The sequence below is a fragment of the Corynebacterium comes genome, from assembly GCF_009734405.1.
In the GTDB taxonomy this organism is placed as follows: Bacteria; Actinomycetota; Actinomycetes; order Mycobacteriales; family Mycobacteriaceae; genus Corynebacterium; species Corynebacterium comes.
In genome coordinates this window covers 2,182,400-2,204,489 of sequence record NZ_CP046453.1, presented here as the reverse complement: position 1 = coordinate 2,204,489, position 22,090 = coordinate 2,182,400, and the positions used below count along the sequence as shown (strand labels likewise).

Annotated in this window: 21 protein-coding genes and 1 tRNA gene; 14 read left to right on the top strand and 8 right to left on the bottom strand. The window is 66.7% G+C overall.

Annotation, left to right across the window (positions count from 1 at the left end; translation table 11 throughout):
* Positions 1-2 precede the first annotated feature (2 nt).
* Positions 3-806 (bottom strand): mycolate reductase, encoded by an 804-nt coding sequence (cmrA, locus tag CETAM_RS10560; RefSeq protein WP_156228824.1) that lies wholly within the window; start codon positions 804-806, stop codon positions 3-5.
* Positions 807-1,112: 306 nt separating this feature from the next.
* Between cmrA and solA the strand changes: the two genes are divergently transcribed.
* The gene (gene solA / locus CETAM_RS10555) at positions 1,113-2,255 is read left to right on the top strand and encodes an N-methyl-L-tryptophan oxidase (RefSeq protein ID WP_156228823.1); all 1,143 of its coding nucleotides are present in this window, start codon (positions 1,113-1,115) and stop codon (positions 2,253-2,255) included.
* A 60-nt stretch (positions 2,256-2,315) separates the two neighbouring features.
* Here solA and CETAM_RS10550 read toward each other — a convergent pair.
* Positions 2,316-2,392 (bottom strand) — tRNA-Arg (locus tag CETAM_RS10550).
* A 110-nt stretch (positions 2,393-2,502) separates the two neighbouring features.
* Here CETAM_RS10550 and CETAM_RS10545 point away from each other — a divergent pair.
* From CETAM_RS10545 to ettA, 3 genes are all read left to right on the top strand, one after another.
* Positions 2,503-4,608 (top strand): cytochrome c oxidase assembly protein, encoded by a 2,106-nt coding sequence (locus CETAM_RS10545; protein WP_156228822.1) that lies wholly within the window; start codon positions 2,503-2,505, stop codon positions 4,606-4,608.
* Between the two features lie 152 nt (positions 4,609-4,760).
* Complete coding sequence (locus tag CETAM_RS10540) at positions 4,761-5,285, top strand: single-stranded DNA-binding protein (RefSeq protein WP_197085727.1); 525 nt, start codon at positions 4,761-4,763, stop codon at positions 5,283-5,285.
* Positions 5,286-5,347: 62 nt separating this feature from the next.
* Positions 5,348-7,018 carry an energy-dependent translational throttle protein EttA gene (ettA, locus tag CETAM_RS10535; RefSeq protein WP_156228820.1) on the top strand — a complete coding sequence of 557 codons (1,671 nt, stop codon included), beginning with the start codon at positions 5,348-5,350 and terminating at the stop codon, positions 7,016-7,018.
* 287 nt (positions 7,019-7,305) lie between these two features.
* Here the strand turns inward: ettA and CETAM_RS10530 are convergent, their stop codons facing one another.
* A complete protein-coding gene (locus CETAM_RS10530; protein ID WP_156228819.1) occupies positions 7,306-7,653 on the bottom strand; it encodes an ArsR/SmtB family transcription factor in 348 nt (115 codons plus the stop codon).
* A gap of 108 nt (positions 7,654-7,761) precedes the next feature.
* Here CETAM_RS10530 and arsB point away from each other — a divergent pair, with 108 nt between their 5' ends.
* The 6 genes from arsB (at position 7,762) to CETAM_RS10500 (ending at position 11,658) form a co-directional block, all read left to right on the top strand.
* Positions 7,762-8,853 (top strand): ACR3 family arsenite efflux transporter, encoded by a 1,092-nt coding sequence (gene arsB / locus CETAM_RS10525; RefSeq protein WP_407923925.1) that lies wholly within the window; start codon positions 7,762-7,764, stop codon positions 8,851-8,853.
* Complete coding sequence (locus tag CETAM_RS10520) at positions 8,850-9,266, top strand: arsenate-mycothiol transferase ArsC (protein ID WP_156228817.1); 417 nt, start codon at positions 8,850-8,852, stop codon at positions 9,264-9,266. Before arsB ends, CETAM_RS10520 begins: the two co-directional genes overlap by 4 nt.
* 3 nt (positions 9,267-9,269) lie before the next feature.
* Positions 9,270-9,683 (top strand): arsenate reductase ArsC, encoded by a 414-nt coding sequence (locus CETAM_RS10515; RefSeq protein WP_156228816.1) that lies wholly within the window; start codon positions 9,270-9,272, stop codon positions 9,681-9,683.
* 81 nt (positions 9,684-9,764) lie between these two features.
* Positions 9,765-10,412, top strand: coding sequence for an arsenate reductase ArsC (locus CETAM_RS10510; protein WP_407923924.1), 648 nt, complete (start codon positions 9,765-9,767; stop codon positions 10,410-10,412).
* A 176-nt stretch (positions 10,413-10,588) separates the two neighbouring features.
* Entirely contained in the window at positions 10,589-11,038 is a 450-nt protein-coding gene (locus CETAM_RS10505; protein ID WP_156228815.1) for an acyl-CoA thioesterase, read from the top strand.
* The gene (locus CETAM_RS10500; protein ID WP_156228814.1) at positions 11,035-11,658 is read left to right on the top strand and encodes a hypothetical protein; all 624 of its coding nucleotides are present in this window, start codon (positions 11,035-11,037) and stop codon (positions 11,656-11,658) included. Before CETAM_RS10505 ends, CETAM_RS10500 begins: the two co-directional genes overlap by 4 nt.
* On the opposite strand, the gene chrA is transcribed toward CETAM_RS10500, so the two are convergent.
* Entirely contained in the window at positions 11,655-12,851 is a 1,197-nt protein-coding gene (chrA, locus tag CETAM_RS10495; RefSeq protein ID WP_156228813.1) for a chromate efflux transporter, read from the bottom strand. The two genes, CETAM_RS10500 and chrA, sit on opposite strands and share 4 nt — an antisense overlap.
* Positions 12,852-12,986: 135 nt before the next feature.
* Here chrA and ald point away from each other — a divergent pair, with 135 nt between their 5' ends.
* A complete protein-coding gene (ald, locus tag CETAM_RS10490; RefSeq protein ID WP_156228812.1) occupies positions 12,987-14,081 on the top strand; it encodes an alanine dehydrogenase in 1,095 nt (364 codons plus the stop codon).
* Here the strand turns inward: ald and CETAM_RS10485 are convergent.
* Positions 14,038-14,457 carry a globin gene (locus CETAM_RS10485; RefSeq protein ID WP_156228811.1) on the bottom strand — a complete coding sequence of 140 codons (420 nt, stop codon included), beginning with the start codon at positions 14,455-14,457 and terminating at the stop codon, positions 14,038-14,040. The two genes, ald and CETAM_RS10485, sit on opposite strands and share 44 nt — an antisense overlap.
* A 98-nt stretch (positions 14,458-14,555) precedes the next feature.
* On the opposite strand from CETAM_RS10485, the gene CETAM_RS10480 reads away from it, so the two are divergent.
* Positions 14,556-15,740 (top strand): cystathionine gamma-synthase, encoded by a 1,185-nt coding sequence (locus CETAM_RS10480; RefSeq protein ID WP_156228810.1) that lies wholly within the window; start codon positions 14,556-14,558, stop codon positions 15,738-15,740.
* A gap of 119 nt (positions 15,741-15,859) precedes the next feature.
* Here CETAM_RS10480 and CETAM_RS10475 read toward each other — a convergent pair whose 3' ends face one another.
* Complete coding sequence (locus tag CETAM_RS10475; RefSeq protein ID WP_156228809.1) at positions 15,860-16,822, bottom strand: hypothetical protein; 963 nt, start codon at positions 16,820-16,822, stop codon at positions 15,860-15,862.
* 168 nt (positions 16,823-16,990) lie between these two features.
* Positions 16,991-17,932: a DMT family transporter gene (locus CETAM_RS10470; protein WP_156228808.1), complete on the bottom strand. Its 942-nt coding sequence runs from the start codon at positions 17,930-17,932 to the stop codon at positions 16,991-16,993.
* A gap of 60 nt (positions 17,933-17,992) precedes the next feature.
* Here CETAM_RS10470 and CETAM_RS10465 point away from each other — a divergent pair, with 60 nt between their 5' ends.
* Entirely contained in the window at positions 17,993-18,730 is a 738-nt protein-coding gene (locus CETAM_RS10465) for an SDR family oxidoreductase (protein WP_156228807.1), read from the top strand.
* 47 nt (positions 18,731-18,777) lie between these two features.
* Complete coding sequence (locus CETAM_RS10460) at positions 18,778-19,509, top strand: GntR family transcriptional regulator (protein WP_156228806.1); 732 nt, start codon at positions 18,778-18,780, stop codon at positions 19,507-19,509.
* Between the two features lie 6 nt (positions 19,510-19,515).
* Here CETAM_RS10460 and pepN read toward each other — a convergent pair whose 3' ends face one another.
* On the bottom strand, positions 19,516-22,083 hold the full coding sequence (pepN, locus tag CETAM_RS10455) for an aminopeptidase N (RefSeq protein WP_156228805.1): 2,568 nt from the start codon (positions 22,081-22,083) through the stop codon (positions 19,516-19,518).
* Between the last annotated feature and the right edge of the window lie 7 nt (positions 22,084-22,090).

Here is a 22,090-nt window from a genome sequence, read left to right as displayed (position 1 = left end):
GTTTATCCACCAATCTTGGAGTAGAACCTGCCGACCAACGGGGCGATGAGGCCCGTCGGTGCGGCTTTGGAAATGGCGTTCATCGCCTTGCTCAGCGGGCCGGGGACCACGCGGCGCTGGTTCTTCGCCATGCCCTCCAGCGTCTCGCGGGAGCATGATTCGTAGGTGGTCCACAGGAAGCCGGGGACGACCCGGTCGACGATGGATTTCTCCGCGTCCGGAACCACCGCGTCGCGCACCGGGCCGGGGGCCAACAGCGTGCAGGTCACGCCGGTGCCCTTGAGTTCATAGTGAAGCGCCTCGGTGAAGGCGTTGACGCCGGCCTTGGTGAACACGTAGGTGGCGTTGTTGGGGATGGGCACGTTGCCGGCCGCCGAACCGACGTTGCAGATCGCGCCCGACTTCCGCTCGAGCATGCCGTCCAGGACCGCACGGGTGAGGCGGAAGACGGCGGTGGCGTTGAGGTTGAACTGGTCGACCTCGTGGTCCCAGTCCTGCTTGACCAGCGGGCCGAAGGTGGCGATGCCGGCGGAGTTGATCAGGATGGAGATCCGGCGGGCGTCGATGAGCTCGATGAGGCGGGTGACCTCGTCGTGCTTGCTCAGGTCGGCCGCGAAGACCTCGACGTCCACGCCGTGGGCGGCCTCGAGCTCGGTGGCGAACTCCTGGAGCACCGCTTCTCTGCGTGCGACCACGATCAGGTTGTGGCCCATCGACGCGAGGTCACGCGCCATGGCCATGCCGATGCCCTGGCTGGCGCCCGTCACGAGCGCATGAGTCTGCGGGCTGGGGGAGGGGAGAGTCATGGCCCCTACGCTAATCGACGTCGCGGTGCAGGTGTGGGCGGCCTGCCCGCCAGGTGGCGGGGGCCGGGTGGAGAACCGGAGGATTCGGTGAGAATCGGCACAGTTCTCCAATACCAATTGAATGACAGGTAAAAACCCGCTAGCGTTTCTGTTGTCCGACAGAAAAGGACGACACAAACGTATATCACCTGGTTGATGAGGAGGAACAACGTACGCAGCAGATATCGCCTGAATGCCATGGAGCGCGGGATCAGCACCGAACTCACGCTCCGGGACGAACCGACACTGGCTTAAGGAGCACTGATCATGTCCACCACCCGCATCGCCGTCATCGGCCTGGGGACCACCGGATCCATGGCCGCCTGGCAACTCAGCCTCATTCCCGGAGTCGAGGTCATCGGCTTCGAACAGTTCGGTCTCTGCCACAGCTACGGAGCCTTCTCCGGGGAGACCCGGCTCTTCCGGACCGCCTACCACGAGGGCGCGAAATACGTGCCGCTACTGGTCCGCGCGCGTGAACTCTGGGAGGAGCTCGGCGACCTGTCGGACCGCACCCTCCTGCACCCCTTCGGCTGCCTGACCGTCGGTCCCGAGGACAGCGCCCCGTTCCAACGCATGCTCGACTCCATCGACACCTACGACCTGCCCCACGAAAGGGTCACGGCGAAGGAGATGCGTCGCCGCTACCCGGGCATGGATTTCCGGGACGATGAGGCCGGCGTCATCGACCTGCTCGGCGGCGCCATGCGCCCGGAGTCGGCCGTGCTCAGCGCCGTCGAACAGGCACGTGAGAACGGCGCGACGATCTTCGAGAACGAGAAGATCCTGCGTATCGAGGACGACGAAGACATCACCATCACCACCTCGAAGCGGCAGGTGACCGTGGACAAGGTCATCGTCACCGCAGGTGCCTGGGTCAGGGAGCTCGTGCCACAGGTCGCGGACCTGGTGGAGATCCGGAAACTGGTGCTGACCTGGTTCCTGCCACATATTCTGGCCGACTTCAACCCCGCGCGCCTGCCCTGCTTCATCCGGGACCGCGACGACTTCCACGTCTTCGGCGCCCCCAGCGTCGACGGCTACTCCGTCAAGATCTCCGGCATGGACATCTGGGGAGGACCCGAGGGACCGTACATCGAGGAGTGCGATCTGCGCCTCGACCGCGAAAAACTGTCCGCCTTCGGCGCCCGCGTCGCAGAGATGTTCCCCGGGGTCCAACCCGAGCCCAACCGCTTCAGCGTCCATTACGACACCTTCACCTCTTCCCGCGACCCGATCATCGACGTCTTCGGCAACGCCGTCATTGTCACGGGTCTGTCAGGACACGGCTTCAAGATGGCCCCGGCCCTCGGCGAAATGCTGGCGTCCCTCGCGGTCCACGGCGAGGCCGAGTACTACCACGGGGACTTCGCCGCATCCTCCCACGAGAAGCTGCCGGTCGCGGGGTAGTCGACTGGGCCGGAGGAAGCAGAAACCCCGGGCAGACAACAGTCCGCCCGGGGTTTCACATGGTGCCCCCGGCAGGATTCGAACCCGCGACCAATCGGGTAGAAGCCGACTGCTCTAATCCACTGAGCTACGGAGGCATGCGGGATGGATATTAGCGCACCGCGCACCGAACCGGAAAAAGTTCCCTGGTGTTGAGCAGATTCACACCGGCTAGGCCGGAAACGACGTGAGCATTAGGGTGGATCGCATGTCAGCACCGCAGATCACGGCAGAAGTTCGGGAAGAGACGGCGTCGAAAAGCAGGGCGATGAGCAAGGGGAGCGGGGTGCGGCCGACGTGGCCGCTTTACCTGCTGTTCTTCGCGGTCGCGGGCCTGGTGGGCGCGACGATTTCCTTCGGTCTGCTCACAGACTCGCTGGTGGCGTTGGGCATCCCGGATCCGGGCCCGGTGACCACCTGGGGGTTGCCGTTCTTCCGGGCGGTGGGTTGGATGCTGGCGGCGCTGTCGGTGGGTTCCTTCATGTTCTCGGCGTTCTATATTTCGCCGAAGGTGCCGGACAATGACAATTCGCGTCTGGTCCAGGCCCCGCTGACGGTCGACGGGGACATCGCCGCGCGGACTGGTGCGTTCTCGGCGCTGAGTTTCGGGCTGGTCGCGCTGCTGATGGTTCCCCTGGTGCTCTCGGACGTGTCGGGTACTCCGTTCCGGGACACGCTGGCGCCGGACATGTGGGGCGTGGCCGTCAGTCAGGTGTCCACGGCACAGGCGTGGGCGGTGGCGGCGGGTTTCGCGCTCGTGGTCGGCGTGGCGGGGCTGATCTTCCGGAAGTGGATCGCGCAGCCGCTGCTCCTGGTGGGTGCGGTCCTGATGATCGTGCCGCTGGGTATGGAAGGACATGCGGCGGCCGGTGGCGCGCACGACTACGGCACGAACTCCTACCTGTGGCACCTGGTGGGCATGGTCGTCTGGATCGGTGGCCTGATGGCGTTGATCGCGCACGGTCGGCGGTTGGGGCCGGACATGGAACTGGGGTTGCGCAGGTATTCACGGATCGCGTTGTTCGCCATCGTGGTGATGGTCGTCTCGGGTCTGATCAATGCGGCGGTGCGCGTGGAATGGTCCGACTGGTTGACCACCACCTACGGCTACATCCTGGTGGCCAAGTCCGTCGGCCTGCTGGTCCTGGGTTTCCTGGGGTGGGCGCACCGGGTGATCACGATCCCGCGGATCAACTCACGGCCGCGGCTGTTCCTGCGTTTCGCGGTCGTGGAGGCGCTCATCATGGCTGCGGTGACGGGTGTGGCCATCACCATGGGTCGTACGCCGCCGCCTGCGCCGCGGGATCCGAACCTCTCGCAGATGGCCATCCAGATGGGCTATGACCTCTACGAGAAGCCCACCCTGGCCAACGTGTTCACCATGTGGCGTTTTGACGTCATGTTCGGCACCATCGCCATCCTCATCACCGTCGGTTATCTCTACGGCGTGTGGCGCGTCCGCAGCAGGGGAGGCACGTGGCCGTGGCTGCGTACCGCGATGTGGCTGAGCGGTACGGTGACGCTGTTCGTCACCACCAGTTCCGGCCTGGGAATGAACATGCCGGCCACCTACTCGATGCACATGATCGTGCACATGATCCTGTCGATGGTGGTGCCGCTGCTCCTCGCGCTCGGCGGGCCACTCTCGCTGATCATGGCAGCCTATGAGCCGGGGGAGCCGGGCACACCTTCGCCGCATGACTGGGTGGTGGCGATCACGCGGGCGCCGCTGCTGAAGTTGCTCACCCACCCGCTGGTCAACACCATGCAGTTCCTGTTCTTCTTCTATGTGCTCTACATCTTCATCCCGTTCTACGAGCTGATGATCTCCGAGCATGCAGGCCACCTGTCGATGAACTGGGTCTTCCTCCTCTCCGGCTACCTCTACTTCTGGGAGCTCGTCGGCCCTGACCCCGTGCCGGTGAAGCGCCCGACCGCGATCCGCCTGGCCTGGCTCGTCGGTTCCATGCCCTTCCACCTCTTCGCGGGCCTCTACCTCATGCAGCTGACCACCGTCATGGGTGAGAGCTTCTACCTGAATCTAGGTCTGCCGTGGGAGCTGAACCTGCTGGAGGATCAGCGGGTCGGCGGCGGCATCGGTTGGGCGTCGGGGTCCTTCCCGATGGGACTGGTCTTCCTGCTGCTGTTCCTGGGGTGGCGTCGCGAGGACCGAGCGACCGAGGTCGAGTACGACAAGAAGGCCGATGCCGGGGAGATCGACGAGTACGAGGTCTACAACGAGATGCTCGCCCGCATGGCAGACGGGCGCGGCACCCCTCCCGGACACCAGGAAGATGAGTTCCGCAAGCGCTAGCTCCGCCAGTGCGCCCGTGCCTGTGGATGGAGGGGGTCTGTCCACAGGCTTATCGACGTCGCCGTTGCCAACGCCGCAGCTCAGTGGCAACGTCCGGGGTGTCAGGATCATTCACGACGACACCCAGGGGGGAATTCACCGTGGCACAACCCATGACCACCATCACCGGCAATCTGACCAAGGACCCGGAACTGAAGTACTTCGAGCAGTCCGGCACCGAGAGCGGGCGGCTCCGCGTGGCCGTCAACCGGCGCGTCCGCAAGGACGAGAAGTGGGAGGACGGCCCGACGCTGTTCATCAGCATCGAGGTATGGGGTCAGCTCGCCCGCAACTGCAAGATCTCACTCGGCCGGGGCATGCCGATCGTGGCCACCGGCCACCTCGTGCACTCCGAGTGGCAGGTCGAGGGGGAGAAGCATCCCCGCACCCAGATCATGCTCAAGGCCACTCACGTCGGCCTGGACCTGGCCTGGCACATCGCCTCATCGCGGAAGACCGACCCGATGGACAAAAGGATCCAGGCCCTGAACATCCCTGCGTCGGATGTGTCGGACCTCTACGACCTCATCATCTCCGCGCCGCCGGAGAGCTCGGGGGAGGAGGTCACCGACATCACCGCCATGACCGTCCCGGTGGGGGACGGGTCGCCGATGGAGGAGGACGAGCCGGGGTTCTAGCAGATCACGCCCGGTGATGTACCCTGTGGAGTGTCTTTGACGCACTACACGCAAGGGGAGAAATGTCCGAGTTCATCTACACGATGAAGAATGTGCGAAGGGTCATCGGCGACAAGGTCATTCTGGACAATGTCACGATGGCCTTTTATCCCGGCGCCAAGATCGGCGTCGTCGGCCCCAACGGTGCCGGCAAGTCCTCCGTTCTCAAGGTCATGGCTGGCATGGACCAGCCCTCCAACGGCGAGGCCTTCCTCCAGCCCGGTGCGACCGTGGGCATCCTGCTGCAGGAGCCGCCGCTGAACGAGGAGAAGACCGTCCGCGAGAACGTCGAGGAGGGTCTCGGCGAAATCTTCCAGCAGAAGAAGCGCTACGAGGAGATCGCCGAGGAGATGGCGACCAACTACACCGACGAGCTCATGGAAGAGATGGGCGTGCTCCAGGAGGCACTCGACGCCGCCGACGCCTGGGAGGTCGACTCCAAGATCGAGCAGGCCATGGAGGCACTGCGCTGCCCGCCGTCCGATGAGCCGGTCACCCACCTCTCCGGTGGTGAGCGTCGCCGCGTCGCCCTGGCCAAGCTGCTCCTGTCCGAGCCGGACCTGCTGCTGCTCGATGAGCCCACCAACCACCTGGACGCCGAGTCCGTCCTGTGGCTGGAGAAGCACCTCGCCGACTACAAGGGCGCTGTCCTTGCGGTCACACACGACCGTTACTTCCTCGACCACGTCGCGGAGTGGATCTGTGAGGTCGACCGCGGAAAGCTGCACCCCTACGAGGGCAACTACTCCACCTACCTGGAGAAGAAGGCCGAGCGCCTGCAGATCTCCGGCAAGAAGGACCAGAAGCTGCAGAAGCGCCTGAAGGACGAGCTGGCCTGGGTCCGCTCCTCCCCGAAGGCACGTCAGGCCAAGAACAAGGCCCGTCTGGAGCGCTACGAGGAGATGGCCGCCGAAGCCGAGAAGTACAGGAAACTGGACTTCGAGGAGATCCAGATCCCGACCCCCCCGCGCCTGGGCAGCAAGGTCGTCGAGGTCAAGGACCTGGAGAAGGGCTTCGACGGTCGCATCCTGATCAAGGACCTGTCGTTCACCCTGCCGCGAAATGGCATCGTCGGTGTCATCGGCCCGAACGGTGTGGGTAAGACGACCCTGTTCAAGACCATCGTCGGTCTGGAGCAGCCGGACGCCGGCGTCGTCGACATCGGAGAAACCGTCCAGCTGTCCTACGTCGACCAGGGTCGTGAGAACATCGATCCGGAGAAGAGCGTCTGGCAGGTCGTCTCCGACGGGCTGGACTACATCCACGTCGGTCAGAACGAGATGCCGTCGCGTGCGTACCTCTCCGCCTTCGGTTTCAAGGGCGCTGACCAGCAGAAGGCGTCCAAGGTGCTCTCCGGTGGTGAGCGCAACCGGTTGAACCTGGCGCTGACCCTCAAGCAGGGCGGCAACCTGATCCTGCTCGATGAGCCGACAAACGACCTCGACGTGGAGACGCTCGGTTCCCTGGAGAACGCCCTGGTCGAGTTCCCGGGCTGCGCCGTGGTCATCTCCCACGACCGTTGGTTCCTGGACCGCACCTGTACCCACATCCTCGCCTGGGAAGGCAACGTCGAGGAGGGCAAGTGGTTCTGGTTCGAGGGCAACTTCGGTGACTACGAGAAGAACAAGGTCGAGCGACTCGGCGCCGATGCCGCGCGTCCTTCGCGTGTCACCCACCGTCGCCTGAGCCGCTAGAACGGTTCACCGAGAAGGCCCGCATCCCTGAACCGGGGTGCGGGCCTTCGGCGTTTCAGGGGCCGGGTTTCGGCCGAGGGGCGGGGCGGGTGCTAAACGGCGCGATCTCAACTACGCGATCACTCAGCCATGATTCTTGTTGCGGACATAGGAGAGCAGGAAGGCGTGATCGCGTAGTTGAGATCGCGCCTTTTGCGTAACAGGGGCGGTCGGGGCAACCCTGGCGATCCGAACGGCCAGGGGCTCAGGCCGGGGAGCGGGCTCCGCCCTTCTGTTCCCTGCGGCACCTAGTCCATCTGCAGGACCGTCCGCAGTTCGGCGAAAAGTTCGGGACGGACGCGGTGGGTGACCGTCCGGCCCTCCCGGATCTTCTCCAGCAGTCCGGCTTCGGTCAGCCTCTTCAGGTGGTGGGAGACGGTCGGCTGGCTCAGTCCGACGAGGTCCGTCAGCTCGTTGACGCTGACCGGGCCGCAGCCACCGTTGGCCAGCTGGGACAGGATCCGCAGTCGGGCGGGTTCGGCGAGCACCTTGAACAGGGTGGCGTATCGGCCGGCCTCGGCGTCGGTGAGCGGACCGGTGCCAAGCGAGCAGCATTCGGAGAGGTCGTTCAACGGGTGTATCCGGGCGGCAGTCATGTTCAACAGCATATATTGACGCACGTCGATAAGGGAAGTATCTTGGTTATTGATAATCGTCAATACCTCGAAAGGTGTCGTATGACTTCACCGGTCAGACTCCCCCGCATGTCCTTCCTGGACAAATATCTCGCTGTCTGGATCATCCTGGCCATGGCGCTCGGACTGCTCCTCGGGCGCTCCATCCCCGGTTTCGGGGATGCGCTCGGCGCCATGGAGGTCGGCGGAATCTCCCTGCCGATCGCGTTCGGACTGCTCGTCATGATGTACCCGCCGCTGGCGAAGGTGCGCTACGACAAGGCCGCCGAGATCGCCGCCGACAAACGCCTGATGACGGTTTCGTTGCTCCTCAACTGGATCGTCGGCCCGGCCCTCATGTTCGCCCTGGCCTGGATCTTCCTGCCGGACCAGCCGGAGCTGCGCACCGGCCTGATCATCGTCGGCCTGGCCCGCTGCATCGCCATGGTGCTCGTCTGGAGCGATCTGTCCTGCGGCGACCGCGAGGCCACGGCCGTGCTCGTCGCCATCAACTCCGTGTTCCAGGTCTTCATGTTCGGTGTCCTGGGCTGGTTCTACCTGCAGGTCCTGCCGTCCTGGTTGGGTCTGGAGACCACCTCGGCGGAGTTCTCCTTCTGGTCGATCGTCACCTCCGTGCTCGTCTTCCTGGGTATCCCGCTGCTGGCAGGTGTGCTGTCCAGGATCATCGGCGAAAAGGTCAAGGGCCGTCGCTGGTACGAGTCGAAGTTCCTGCCCGCCATCTCCCCGTTCGCCCTGATCGGCCTGCTCTACACCATCGTGCTGCTGTTCTCCCTGCAGGGCGAACAGATCACCTCCCAGCCCTGGACCGTGGCCCGGCTCGCCGTGCCGCTGCTGATCTACTTCATCGGCATGTTCTTCCTCTCCCTGGCAGCCTCGAAGCTCTCGGGCATGAACTACGGGCAGTCCGCGTCGGTGTCCTTCACCGCGGCGGGCAACAACTTCGAGCTGGCCATCGCGGTGGCCATCGGCACCTTCGGCGCCACTTCCGGCCAGGCCCTGGCCGGCACCATCGGTCCGCTCATCGAGGTCCCCGTGCTCGTCGGCCTCGTCTACGTCATGCTGTGGGTGGGTCCGAAGCTCTTCCCGAACGATCCCACCCTGCCGCCCGGCAGGACCCCCTCCACCACCTCCGCCACTGAAAAGGAAACCGTCGTATCATGACCACTTCCCCGTCCGTCCTGTTCGTCTGCGTCGGAAACGGCGGCAAGTCCCAGATGGCTGCCGCACTCGCCGAGAAGCACGCCGGTGACCGCCTGGAGATCCACTCCGCCGGAACGAAGCCGGGCAGCAAGCTCAACGCCCAGTCCGTGGAGGCCATCGCCGAGGTCGGGGCAGACATGTCGGGCGGCCACCCGAAGGCCGTCGATCCGCAGCTGCTGCGCAGCGTCGACCGCACCGTCATCCTCGGTGCCGACGCCGAGCTGGAGCTGCCGGAGGATGCGCGCGGAACTCTGGAGCGCTGGGTGACCGACGAGCCGTCGGAACGCGGCATCGAGGGTGTGGAGCGCATGCGCCTGGTCCGTGACGACATCGACGCCCGCGTGCAGCAGCTCATCACCGAACTCCTGGGCTGACTCGTGGCTACCCCGGAAAACCGCAGGCCCAGCGTCCTGTTCGTCTGCGTGCACAACGCCGGACGTTCCCAGATGGCGGCCGCCTACCTGGCGGAACTGTCCGGCGGAGGGGTGGATGTGCTGTCGGCCGGCTCCGAGCCGGCCGCCCAGCTCAACCCCGTCGCGGTGGCCGCCATGGCGGAGGAGGGGATCGACCTGACGGCCTCCTCCCCGAAGCTGCTCACCACTGAGGCGGTGCAGGCCTCCGACGTGGTCATCACCATGGGCTGCGGCGACACCTGCCCGATCTTCCCCGGCAAGCGCTACGAGGACTGGGAACTCGAGGACCCGGCCGGACAGGACCTCGAGGTCGTCCGCGGTATCCGCGACGACATCCGGGGCCGCGTCACCGCGCTGCTCTCCGAGCTGCTCCCGTAGCTCAACCCGACACCGTATCTTCCAGGGCCCACGGCAGTCCCGTGGGTCGCCCCCACACACCGGCACCGCACACTGACCGACATGTTTGAGGAAAGGTCCGCCATGTCCACCGAAGCCTCGGCTCTGCACACCAACCTCCTGGAAAGAATCACCGCCAACCTCACCGAGACCTACCGCGGAGTCTTCTCCGCCGAGACCATCGACCGGTACGTCTACGAGTCCTACACCGCACTGGCACGCACCGCCAAGGTCAAGACCTACCTTCCGGTCCTCGCGGAGCGCTTCGCCAAGGACCGTCTGCGGGCGCTGGCACAGGCGGAGGGGAAGATCGCCTCCGTCGTGCCCCAGATCCTGTTCGTCTGTGTCCAGAACGCCGGCCGCTCCCAGATCGCCTCGGCGCTGCTGACCCATTACGCCGGGGACGCCGTCGAGGTCCGGTCGGCGGGTTCGATGCCGGGTACCGAAGTGTCCCCGGTCGTGGTGGAGGTCCTCCGGGACCGCGGGATCGACCTCAGCGGCGCCTACCCCAAGCCGCTGACCGATGACGTGGTGCGCGCCGCCGACTACGTGATCACCATGGGCTGCGGCGACGTCTGCCCCATTTATCCCGGCAAACACTACCTGGACTGGGATCTGGCGGACCCCGCCGACCAGAGCCGTGAGCGTGTGGAGGCCATCGTCGACGAGATCGACGAACGGGTCAAGGGTCTCTGGGCGACCATCCGTTAGCGGTCGCGGGGGCGGGTCGGTTCAGCCGGCCCGCCCCCTCATCTTCTTCCGGTGTTGCGGCGCCGCCCGCCGGGTGCCGGTCACCCGAGGCCCCCATATCGGACGATCCGGTATAGATTGGACGGGTATCAATCCGCGCACTCCGCGAGTAACACCGGAAGAGGAACAGCTCCCACATGAACGCCGACCAGAACTCCGCCCTGCATGTGACCACCGTGCCGGTCCGTTGGTCCGATTTCGACCGCTACGGCCACATCATGAATGCGAACTACGTCGAGGTCGCCCAGGAGGCGCGCCTGCAGTTCGCCGAGGACGAGTTCGCCGCTCGGGGCCACGACTTCGCGGTCTTCGTCCGCCACCTGGACGTCGACTACCTGCGTCCTGTGCTGCCCGACACCACTGAGCTGCTCATCGAGACGCAGGTCGTGGAGATCGGCAACACCTCCTTCACCACCCGCCAGGAGATCAAGGACCGTCAGGGACGCATCGCCTGCATCGTCGAGTGCGTGCAGGTGGCCATCGACATGAACACCGAGCGCCCGCGGTCGATCACCAAGAAGGAAGTCAAGATCCTCACCCGCGCCGACGACGTCGATGAGCTTGAGGCGGGCGACTCCGCCCAGTGATCATCGAATCGCTGCGGATCCTCGACGGCGCACCGGGGCTGCAGTCACTGATCGGCCGTGCCGCCGACCTCGACGCCTCCGCGTCCGTGCGGTTCCGCCAGCTCGGTCAGTGGGTGGACGTGTTCGTGACCACCCCGTTCCAGGTCGTCGCCTCCCGCCGGATCGAGGGCACCGCCTCCCGTGATGGCGCGGTGGTCTCCGCGGTCGAGCTCATCGACGCCCTCCGGGCCGGCGCCCAGACCATCGGCCCTGCCCGGGACCCGAACTGGCCCGGCGCACTGCCGCCCGCCGAGGGTTTCGTCCTGGTGGACAACATCCCCGTGAGCGTGGTCCGTGAACTCGCGGACAAGGGCCAGGCCCTGGCGCGCCAGTTCTCCGGCCCCCTCGGCCCCCCGGCCAGCCTGCTGGACCAGACTGTCATCACCGTGGAAGGCGAGGCGGGAACCGCAGAGATCCCGATGCGGATGATCTTCACCTGCACCTCGCTCGGGCTCATCCCGGGCTTCTCCGCCCCCATGGACATCCCCCGCCACCTGCGGGTGTCCGTCGCCGGGCGGTGGGTGCGTGTCGACGCCCCCTTCGGCACCGTCTACCGCTCGACCCGCCTGTCGCTCTTCTAGAGCAGAACCCAGCCGGCCAGCGCGGCGAACAGGGCGATCGACCACGGCGGAAGCTTCCACGTCGCCAGTCCGAGCCAGCACAGCGCCGCGATGGACAATGAGGCGACCCCGGTGACGCCGTGAACGAGCACCGGATCCCACAGCGCAGCCCCGAGCAGGCCCACGACCGCGGCGTTGACGGCAGTGAACGCCGCGCGCAGCACGGGGGAGTGGCGCCAGCGGCCCCAGAAGTGCAGGCCGGCGGTCATGAGCAGGGCGGACGGGAGGAATACCGCCACCGTCGCCAGGATCGCGCCCCACATCCCGCCATCGACGGCGCCGAGGAATGACGCGAAGGTGAACAGCGGGCCGGGCACCGCCTGGGCGGCGGAGTATCCGGCGAGGAACTGGGACTGGGTGACCCAGCCGGTGATCACGGTCTGCTGTTCCAGCAGCGGCAGCACGACGTGCCCGCCGCCGAAGACCAGCGCACCGGTCTGGAAGTAGGCGGATGCCCGGGTGAGGAGGTCTCCGCCCACCGTGGCGGCGCCGAGCCACAGGCCCACCAGCAGGACGAAGAAGAGTACGAGGCCGGTCACCGCGGCGCGGGAGGAGACCGGGCGGATCTCGTCGAGCCCGTCGTCGTCCCCGTTCTCGGACACGCTTCCCCGGAGCAGCAGCACGCCCGCGACACCGGCAGCGAGGATCACCGCCACATGGGTCAGCGGGCCCGGCACCGTAAGCACGATCAGGCCGGCGATGACCGCGATGGTGGCCGTGAGCCTCGTGTTCGCCATTCCCCCGGCCATACCCGCCACCGCGTGGAAGACCACGGCCACGGCCGCTGCCAGCAGACCCCTGATCCAGCCCTGGTCGCCGTCGACCGCGTAGGTGGACATGAGCAGGCCGAAGGTGGCGAGGATCGCGGCGGAGGGGAGCGTGAACATCACCCACGCGGCGAGCATCCCGGCCCAGCCTGCCCGGTGGTAGCCCAGGGCCATGCCGACCTGCGAGGAGGCGGGGCCCGGCATGAACTGCGCGATGGCCACGATGTCCGCGTAGCTGCGCTCGCTCAGCCATGCCCGTCTGGCGACGAACTCCTCCCGGAAGTAGCCCAGGTGGGCCGTCGGTCCACCGAAGGCGGTGACCCCCAGGACGCCGAAACTGCGGATGACCTCCCCGAGGTATCTGCCGGATGTCTCTTCTGCTTTCACCGCTCACATGCTAGGCGCTGGGTCCGGGTTCCGCCGGGAACCGTTGTGGGGGCCTGCAGTGGTGACATGGCAGAATGGGCGGAACGATCTGAAATAACGGTCACACCGCACGTCCAGAGAGAGGGCAGTCACGCCATGCGCATCGGTATCCCCAGAGAGATCATGAACAACGAGGGGCGCGTAGCGCTGAGCCCTGCCGGGGCGGCCACCCTGATCGCGGACGGCAACGAGGTCATCGTGGAGACCGGCGCCGGCGAATGGTCGTCGTTCCCGGATGCGGAGTACGCCGGGCGTGGCGCCCGCATCGTGGACACCGCCGCCGAAACCTGGGGCGGGGCGGATCTGGTGCTCAAGGTGAAGGAGCCGCTGCCGGAGGAGTACCGGTTCCTGCGGGAGGACCTCATCCTGTTCACCTACCTGCACCTGGCGGCCTCCCGTGAGTGCACGCAGGCTCTGGTCGATTCGAAGGTCATGTCGCTGGCCTACGAAACCGTCACCGACGCCCACGGCGGCCTGCCGCTGCTCACCCCCATGAGCCAGGTCGCCGGGCGCCTGGCGGTGCAGGAGGGCGCGCACCACCTGATGAGCCACAAGGGCGGCCGCGGCGTCCTGCTGTCGGGCGTGCCCGGCACGTCACCGGCGAAGGTGGTCGTCCTCGGTGGTGGTCAGGTCGGCGCGTCGGCCGTCGCCATGGCTCAGGGGGCCCGCGCCTCCGTGACCGTGATGGACCTCGATCCGCGGGTGCTGGAGCGTTTCGACGACCTCTATCAGGGCAACGTCCGCACCATCCTCTCCGATCCCTCCGCGATCGAGGAGGAGCTTCTCGACGCCGACCTGGTCATCGGGGCCGTCCTCGTCGCCGGGGCGAAGGCTCCGACGCTGGTGTCGGATGAGCTGGTGAGCCGGATGAAGACGGGGGCGGTGCTGGTCGACGTCGCCATCGACCAGGGCGGCTGTTTCGAGTCCTCACGCAAGACCAGTCACGAGGAGCCCACCCTCCGCGTGCATGACACGCTGATCTACGGCGTGCCCAACATGCCCGGCGCGGTGGCCAACACCTCCACCCGGGCGCTGACGGGCGCGACCCTGCCCTACGTCCGCGCGATCGCGGAACTCGGCGTCGAGGGGGCCACCACCAGGTTCCCGGGTCTGGCTCCTGGCCTGATGACCAGCGCGGGTCATCTGATCAGTGAGCCTGTGCGCCGGGTGTTCCCGGATCTGGCCGATTGATCAGCATCGCGGCCACCCGTTCCATGTGTTCCCAGATCTGGTGACGGTAGGCGGGCGGGATCGTCTCGTCGTCGATCTGGTCGAGTGACACCTTCATCATGTCCAGCCAGCGGATGGCGGCTGTCCGGTCGACGGGGAACTCGAAGTGGCGGCGTCGCAGCATCGGTGCGCCGCGCTGCTCGTTGAAGGTGGCGGGGCCGCCCCAGTACTGGGCGAGGAACCATTTCAGGCGGTTCTCCGCCCCCTCCCAGTCGTCGTCGGGGTACATCGGTCCGAGGATGTCATCCTCCTTGACCTGCTCGTAGAATCCGGCTGCGATCCGGGAGAATGTGGCGTCGCCGCCGACCGCTTCGTAGAGGGAGGTGGGGGTGTTCATGGTCCCCAGCCTAGACCGGCTCTCAGGGCCGTCCGTGCTCTGCATATAATTCCGGAGCAGTGCTGGACATCTGAACAGCTTGGTCTATAGTGGCCGACATGACCCACGGACTTAATGGTTTCTCGAGTCGTTCCATCCACGCCGGATACGAGCCCGACAGCCTCTACGGCCCGATCAATACGCCCATCTACGCCTCGACGACCTTCGCGCAGGACGGCCTCAACGAACTGCGCGGCGGCTTTGAGTACACCCGCTGCGGCAACCCGACGATTGACGCCCTGGAAAAGACCGTCGCCAACCTCGAGGGTGCCCGGTACGGCCGCGCCTTCTCCTCAGGCATGGCGGCCACCGACGTCATCCTGCGGATCCTGCTGCGCCCGGGCGATCACCTCGTCCTCGGCCATGACGCCTACGGCGGCACCTGGCGCCTCATCGACCAGGCCTTCGGTGAGTGGGGCGTCGAATACACCGTCGTCGACACCACCGACGTCGACGCCGTCGCCGGCGCCCTCCGGGAGAGCACGAAGCTGATCTGGCTGGAGACCCCCACCAACCCGGCGCTGAGCATCACCGACATCGCGGCCATCGCGGAGATCAAGGGTGACGCCGCCCTCGTGGTGGACAACACCTTCGCCTCGCCCTACCTGCAGAACCCGCTGGCCCTGGGCGCGGACCACGTCCTGCACTCGACCACCAAGTACCTCGGCGGCCACTCCGACGTCGTCGGCGGCGTCGTGGTCACCAACGACCAGGCCTTCGACGAGAGGCTGCTGTGGTTCCAGGGCGGAGTCGGCCCGATCCCCTCGCCTTTCGACGCCTATCTCACCGCCCGCGGCATCAAGACCCTGGCCGTGCGCATGGACCGGCACTGCGATAACGCTGAGGCCATCGCCGAGCACCTGGACGCTTCCGACCTGGTGGCCACCGTCCTCTACCCGGGTCTGCCCTCGCACCCGGGCCATGAGGTGGCCAAGCGCCAGATGAAGCGCTTCGGCGGCATGATCTCCGTGCGCTTCCACTCCGAGGAGGCCGCGCGCGTGTTCTGTCTGAACACGAAGTTGATCTGCCTGGCCGAGTCGCTGGGCGGCGTGGAGTCGCTCGTCGAACACCCCGCCACCATGACCCACTCCTCGGCCGCCGGTTCCCAGCTGGAGGTCCCGCGTGACCTGGTGCGCATCTCCATCGGCATCGAGGACGTCGAGGATCTCATCGCCGACATCGACGTCGCCCTGGCCGCCGTCAGCGCCGCCACCGCCAGCACCGGGGTGTCGGCGGACGCCTAGGGCTCAAGGGGCTCAGCCCCGGCTCTGCCTTCGTGTGGACCTGAGGTTCCTGGTTAGACCGTGCGCATGTGTGCCCGGTATAACCAGCTTCCTCAGGTCCGCGTGCTTAGGGGGCCGGCTCAAGGCAGGTGGATCCCCGGCAGATTCGGTTTCGGCGGCAGTCCGAGCCTGTCAAGCATGTCCCGGTAGGCCTGGAACTCGACTACCGCCCGGTACCCGAAGCGGTTCAAACTGACTTGTGCCCGGGCCAGCTCGTCGGAACGCGACTTCTCTTTCCCCAGGACGAACCGCTGTTCCGCCTCGTCCGCACCATATTTTGCGCCTCCGTCGAGCTCGATGAACTGATTCGTGCCCTCGACCTGAAAATCAACCCGGTATCTCCGGCCGCTGTCACCGGGCACCTCCACCTGCGGGATCACCTCGAATCCCCCGAAGAACACCGTCTGCCCGAGGAAGATCGCCTCCAGAGCCGACTCCAGCACAGGTGTCGCGTGCTCCAGGATCAGCGGCAGATGGGCCACGCCGCGCCGTCGCTGTGCACACGTCCCGATACGGTCCGCGGAGATGTCTGACCGCAGTGCCGCGCAGGCGGCCACGAATCCGGCTCCGAAGCCGTGCAATGCGGTGAGATCCACGATGGTGCGCTCAATGGTGGTGACGGTCTCGCCGTCCACGGTGGTGACATGGTGGTCGGGAAGCTCGGCGTGGAGTTCGACCAGCGTTGGTCCCGTGCTGATCCTCCGGCCGCCGGTGCTGCGCCGGTAGATGGCGTGCGAGGAAGGGACGGGCAGGTAGCGCCACAGTCCGTGCACCGCAGCCGCCGAGTATCCGGCCAGCACCCTGCCCTCCGTCGCGCCGACGGCCCTGGCTTCCAGGTCGAATCTCTTCCAGCCCGGCAGGGCGTGGTACCTGTGGGTCTCGACGAAGGTCCCGCGCCCGATCCTCGTCAGCACTCCGTGCTTCACCAACGTGCGGAAGATGCCGGCGGCGTCCGGCAGGTAGCGGTGGTCCCTGCTCAGGATCAGTCCATCCGGGCGTCGAATGCACCGGCTGAGCAGCGTGGTCGTGGTGGGTGTGGGCATTGTCCCTCTCGCCTGTCGTGGAAGTCCCTTGCCTTAGTTGGACTTCCCGACAGGCCCAGAGGTTCCCCGGACCGCTGGACCTGAGGTTCCTGGTTATACCGTGCGCATATGTGTCCGGTGTAGCCAGCTTCGTCAGGTCCAAGTCCCGCTCCTGCGGCCGGGGCCTGCCTACACCAGCCTGATCACGGCCACGCCGGCCACCATGCATGCCAGCCCCACGGCCTGCAGCACGGTGGTCGGCTTCTTCCGTGCCCCGAGCAGTCCGAAGTGGTCGATGAGCAGGCTGCCCGCCATCATGCCCAGCAGGATCGTCATCACCGTCAGTCCCGTGCCGATGATCGGCGACAGCAACGCATTGCCGAACACGAACGCCGCGCCCAGGAAGCCGCCGATCCACATCCACCACGGGTTGCGCTCATGCCCCTCGGGCACGCGGAGCCGCCACTTCGCGCGGGTGAAAAGCACGATGAACAGCAGCGTGGCCACGCCGATGGTGAAGGAGGCCAACGCGGCCCCCGTCGCGGTGCCCAGCACCACACCCAGCTGACCGTTCACGGCGGTCTGCGTGGCGGAGAACATGCCGAACACCACCCCGGCGATCCGCCAGGCCCACAGACTCAGACCTGCGCTCGATCCGGTGCCGACGGCCCTGTCGCGGTGCAGGAGGGCATCCCCCAGGCCGATCGCACCGACGACGCCGAGCACCAGCAGCAATGCCCCCAGAACCCGCGGGGCATCAAGTGTGGCCTGGGGTGCGTTGAACCAGCCGACGTGGTCGATGAGCAGCCCCATGATGACCTGCCCCGCGATGGGCAGCACCACCGTCTGCACGCTGCCCAACCGGGGGAAGAGGAAGATGTTGCCGGTCAGGACCACCACTCCCAGCAGTCCGCCGGACCACAACCAGGCGGGCAGCCCGGCGGTGAGTGTGGGGTCGGGGAGGCGGCCGTCGATGAGCAGGGCGGACGCCAGCAGGGTCAGGAAACCCACCGTGAAGGACACCAGCGACGCCAGGAACGGCGAGCCCACCGACAAGCGCAGGCGGGAGTTGGCGTTGGTCTGCACCGGCATCACCAGTCCGACCAGGACGCCGAACACGATTCCGAACATGGTCCTCCTCTTTCGGACAGATTGGACCGCGCGTACGTGGCCCCGGCTAGAGTCCATGGTATGACCACCGAAGCAATCGCCATTGTCACCGGAGCGACGGGCGGCATGGGACGCGAGATCGTCGAGGAACTCGCCCGCACCCACCATGTCTACGCCCTCGGGCGTAATGACGACGCCCTGGCCGAACTCGGTGCGCTCTCGAACGTCACGCCGGTCTCCACCGACCTGGTCACCGACCTGCTCGGCGGCGCCGATTCGCCCTCCTCGCTCGTCCCCTTGCTGGACCTCACGCGTATCGACGTCCTCGTGCACGCCGCCGCCATCGCCACCAGGTTCAGCGTGGAATCCGCCCGGGTGGAGGACTGGCGTACGGCCATGGACATCAACGTCGTGGTACCCGCCGAACTCACCCGGCGGCTGCTGCCCGCGCTCCGGGCGGCCCAGGGGTCGGTGGTGTTCATCAACTCGGGCGCCGGTCGGGGCTCCTACGGCGACAACATCGTCTACGCAGCCACCAAACACGCCCTCTACGCGCTCGCTGACGGTCTCCGTAAGGCCGAATCCGGGGCGGGAGTCCGGGTCAGTACCGTCGCCCCCGGGCCCACCGACACCCCCATGCTGGAGAAGCTGCAGGCGCAGAGCGGCGCTGAGTATGTGCCGGAGCACTACATTGCACCGGTGGAGGTGGCCCGCGCGATCCGTACGGTCGTTGACGCTGGTCCGAGCACCCAGATCACCGACGTCTCCGTACGCCCGCGCATCGAGGTGGGGGACCGGAAACAGGGTGCCCCTGCGTGACCCGGGGCAATTCCATAAACCGCATTTGATATGACTAAGATGGGTGCGTGAACCATCCGCCTTCTCGTCGTCCGGCCTATCAGGCCATCGCCGATATCATCCGCGAGCGCATCGCCCGGTGTGAGTTCTCCGGGGGACACCGGCTGCCCACCGAGCGGGAGCTCGTCGACGAGTTCGGGGTAGCCCGGATGACCGTACGCAACGCCCTTGACGTCCTCCAGCAGGAAGGACTCATCGAACGCCGTCGGGGACGCTCGGGGGGAACCTTCGTCCGGTCGATCCCCATGATCGTGGACCTGAGCTGCATGGAGGGGGTCGTCCAGCAGCTCCGGAAGGAAGGCCGGGAAATGGCCGCCGAGGTACTCGAGGTCAGCCGCGTCAGCGCGGCCCCGTGCGTGGCGGCGGCGCTGAACCTCAGGACCGGAGATCCGGTCTACCATCTCGCCCGCGTCGGTTCAGTGGACAACACCCCCCTGATCATCGAGAACTCCTACTTGCCGGCTGAACTCGTGCCGGGCCTGCTGGAGGAGGACCTCCGCCAGTCCATGCCCGAGCTGCTGGACACCCGCTGGAACCTGCGCCCCGCCCGCAAATCCGAGACCATCCTCCCGGGGCTGGCGGACGACGAGGAAGGGAAGATCCTGGGCGTCAACCGGGACCTCCCGCTGTTACGCATCTACCGCACGACGTCGACCGACGACGGGGCGCCGGTCGAGTACTCCCGCTACGTGCTGCGCCCGGACCTCGCCCACGTGCGGGTGGTCACCGGCGCCCGCTGACCGGCTCTACTCCGCATCCACCGCCCGGTTGCGCAGGGCGCGGGCGACCCGGTCGTGCTGCTCCGCAATCACCCGGCGCAGGCCGGCGGGGAGGTCGTGGTAGAGGAAGGCGTCGGCACGCGCGAGCCCTTCGGTGGAGATGTCCCACACCGGATACAGGCCGTTGAGTGTATTCAGCGCCATTTCGGTGGAGGAATTCTCCCACAGCTTCCGGGCCACATCGAAGTAGGGCTCCGCCAGCGGCATGAGGTGCCCGGTGGAACCGGGGTACACCAGCCCGGCCATCTTGTGGCGGGCGTCCAGGTTCGCCAGATCACCGGCCACAACCTCGTCCCACACCCGCTTCTTCACGGCCGGGTCATTCACGGCGGCCTCGGCACGCAGGGCGGCCTGGGCGCCGGTGGCCGAGCGGTCGCGGGAGCGCTCGGCCTCAACGGCCGCGACGTCGACCCTTCCGTAGGCGATGAGGGCCGCCAGCGCGAGCCACCGCAGTTCGGCGTCATCGGATCCGGCGAGGACCTGCTCGAGGTGTTCCGCGGCGGTGTCGTTGAGCGGGAGCCTGGTCAGGGCCTGCGCGAACACCAGCGAGGTCTCCTCCGTGCCCTCGCGTTCGCCGGCCAGGAAGGCGTCGACGAGCAGGTCGCGGCCCTCGGTCTCCGCCCAGGCGGGATCGGCGTAGGTGCGCAGTGCGGTGGTGGCCTGCGCGAGGATGCGCTCGAGGACCGCGAGTTCGGTCTCGGCCTGCGCCCCGCGGGCGACCAGGCGGACGAAGTCACGGGCCTTCATGCTCCCGTCGCGGGTGGCCTCCCACGCGGCGGACCAGCACAGGGTACGGGCCATGGGGTCGTCGATGCGGTCGATGTTGTCCACCACGAACGCCAGAGACCCCTCGTCGAGCTGCATGAGGCAGTAGCTGAGGTCATCGTCGTTGACCAGGACAAGATCGGCCTTCCCCACGCCGAGGAGTTCCGGCACCTCCGTCGTCGCCCCGGAGACGTCGAGTTCGACGCGGTGGGTGCGGGTCACGCGGTCGTCGATGAGCGAGTAGAGGCCCACGGCGATGCGGTGGGTCCGCAGCTCCTCCGCGCCGGGCTCGGCCCCGCCCTGCTCGACCGCGAAAGAGGTGTACTTTCCGTCCCGGACCTCGGTGGTGGGGGAGAGGCGGTTGATGCCGGTGGTCTTCAGCCACTGGTCGGCCCAGCCGGAGAGGTCGCGACCGGAGGCGGTCTGCAGTGCCGCGAGCAGGTCGTTGAAGGTCGCGTTGCCCCAGGCGTGGTCGGCGAAGTGACGGCGCACGCCCGCCAGGAAGGCGTCCCGGCCGACGTAGGCCTGCAGCTGCTTGAGCACGCTCGCACCCTTGGCGTAGGTGATGCCGTCGAAGTTCTGTTCCACCGTCTCGATGTCGGTGGCGTCGGCGAGGATGGGGTGGGTCGACGGCAGCTGGTCCTGGCTGTAGGCCCAGGACTTCTCCACGTTGGCGAACGTCACCCAGGCGGTGTCGTACCCGGTGGCTTCGGCCTGGGAGAGGGCGGCGGACCAGGTGGCGAAGGACTCGTTGAGCCACAGATCATCCCACCACTCCATGGTCACCAGGTCGCCGAACCACATGTGGGCGAGCTCGTGGAGAATCGTCTCCGCCCGACGCTCGTACTTGTAGTGGGTGGCCTTCGAGGTGAAGACGTACTCGTCCCGGATGGTCACACATGCGGCGTTCTCCATCGCGCCCATGTTGTATTCGGGGCAGAAGACCTGGTCGTACTTGCCGAAGGGATAGGCCATGCCGAAGTGGGCGTGGAAGAAGTCGAAACCCTGCTTCGTCTCGGTGAACAGGCGCTCGGCGTCGAGATGCTCCGCCAGGGACCGCCGGCAGTAGATCGCCATGGGCACGGTGACGTCCGTCGGCTGGTCGGCCGGGGTCTCCGGGTGGTGGGTGAGCGTGCCGTGCCAGGTGGAGCGGACCTCGTGGTACGGGCCGACGCACAGGGCGACCAGGTACGTGGACAGCGGGTAACCGACGCGGGAGCGGTGGATCAGGTGCCCGCCGGAGGCCTTCACCTGCTGCGGCGCATTCGAGATGACCTTCCAGTCGGTCGGGGTGACCACGGAAATGTCGTAGGTGGCCTTGAGGTCGGGCTGGTCGAAGCACGCGAACACTCGTTTGGCGTCGGCCGTCTCGAACTGGGTGTACAGGTAGGTGAGGTTGTCCGCCGGGTCGACGAAACGGTGCAGGCCCTCGCCCGTCCGGGAGTAGGGGCAGGTCGCGGTGACCCGCAGTGTGTGCCGGCCCACGGTCAGGTCCCGCAGCGCGATGCCGTGGGTGGCGTCGTAGCCCTGGTCGTTGAGGGTGAGCGCCTCGCGGCGGATGTCCCGGCCGTCCAGATGCACACCCTCCACGCTGTCGGCGCGCAGATCGATGAACGTCGAACCCGGCTCGCGGACCGTGAAAGACACGGTGGTGACCGAGGAGAACCCGGTGTCCGGGCCGCTCAGGTCCAGGGCGATGTCGTAGTTGTCCACCTCCAGCAGTCGTGCACGGTGGGCGGCCTCATCACGGGTGAGGTTCGTCGATGTCATGGGCGAT

Bases quoted from the DNA above. Each gene is read 5' to 3' on its own strand.
- cmrA (WP_156228824.1), bottom strand. From the start codon at position 806: ATGACTCTCCCCTCCCCCAGCCCGCAGACTCATGCGCTCGTGACGGGC.
- solA (WP_156228823.1), top strand. From the start codon at position 1,113: ATGTCCACCACCCGCATCGCCGTCATCGGCCTGGGGACCACCGGATCC.
- CETAM_RS10545 (WP_156228822.1), top strand. From the start codon at position 2,503: ATGTCAGCACCGCAGATCACGGCAGAAGTTCGGGAAGAGACGGCGTCG.
- CETAM_RS10540 (WP_197085727.1), top strand. From the start codon at position 4,761: ATGACCACCATCACCGGCAATCTGACCAAGGACCCGGAACTGAAGTAC.
- ettA (WP_156228820.1), top strand. From the start codon at position 5,348: ATGTCCGAGTTCATCTACACGATGAAGAATGTGCGAAGGGTCATCGGC.
- CETAM_RS10530 (WP_156228819.1), bottom strand. From the start codon at position 7,653: ATGACTGCCGCCCGGATACACCCGTTGAACGACCTCTCCGAATGCTGC.
- arsB (WP_407923925.1), top strand. From the start codon at position 7,762: ATGTCCTTCCTGGACAAATATCTCGCTGTCTGGATCATCCTGGCCATG.
- CETAM_RS10520 (WP_156228817.1), top strand. From the start codon at position 8,850: ATGACCACTTCCCCGTCCGTCCTGTTCGTCTGCGTCGGAAACGGCGGC.
- CETAM_RS10510 (WP_407923924.1), top strand. From the start codon at position 9,765: ATGTTTGAGGAAAGGTCCGCCATGTCCACCGAAGCCTCGGCTCTGCAC.
- CETAM_RS10505 (WP_156228815.1), top strand. From the start codon at position 10,589: ATGAACGCCGACCAGAACTCCGCCCTGCATGTGACCACCGTGCCGGTC.
- ald (WP_156228812.1), top strand. From the start codon at position 12,987: ATGCGCATCGGTATCCCCAGAGAGATCATGAACAACGAGGGGCGCGTA.
- CETAM_RS10485 (WP_156228811.1), bottom strand. From the start codon at position 14,457: ATGAACACCCCCACCTCCCTCTACGAAGCGGTCGGCGGCGACGCCACA.
- CETAM_RS10480 (WP_156228810.1), top strand. From the start codon at position 14,556: ATGACCCACGGACTTAATGGTTTCTCGAGTCGTTCCATCCACGCCGGA.
- CETAM_RS10475 (WP_156228809.1), bottom strand. From the start codon at position 16,822: ATGCCCACACCCACCACGACCACGCTGCTCAGCCGGTGCATTCGACGC.
- CETAM_RS10470 (WP_156228808.1), bottom strand. From the start codon at position 17,932: ATGTTCGGAATCGTGTTCGGCGTCCTGGTCGGACTGGTGATGCCGGTG.
- CETAM_RS10465 (WP_156228807.1), top strand. From the start codon at position 17,993: ATGACCACCGAAGCAATCGCCATTGTCACCGGAGCGACGGGCGGCATG.
- pepN (WP_156228805.1), bottom strand. From the start codon at position 22,083: ATGACATCGACGAACCTCACCCGTGATGAGGCCGCCCACCGTGCACGA.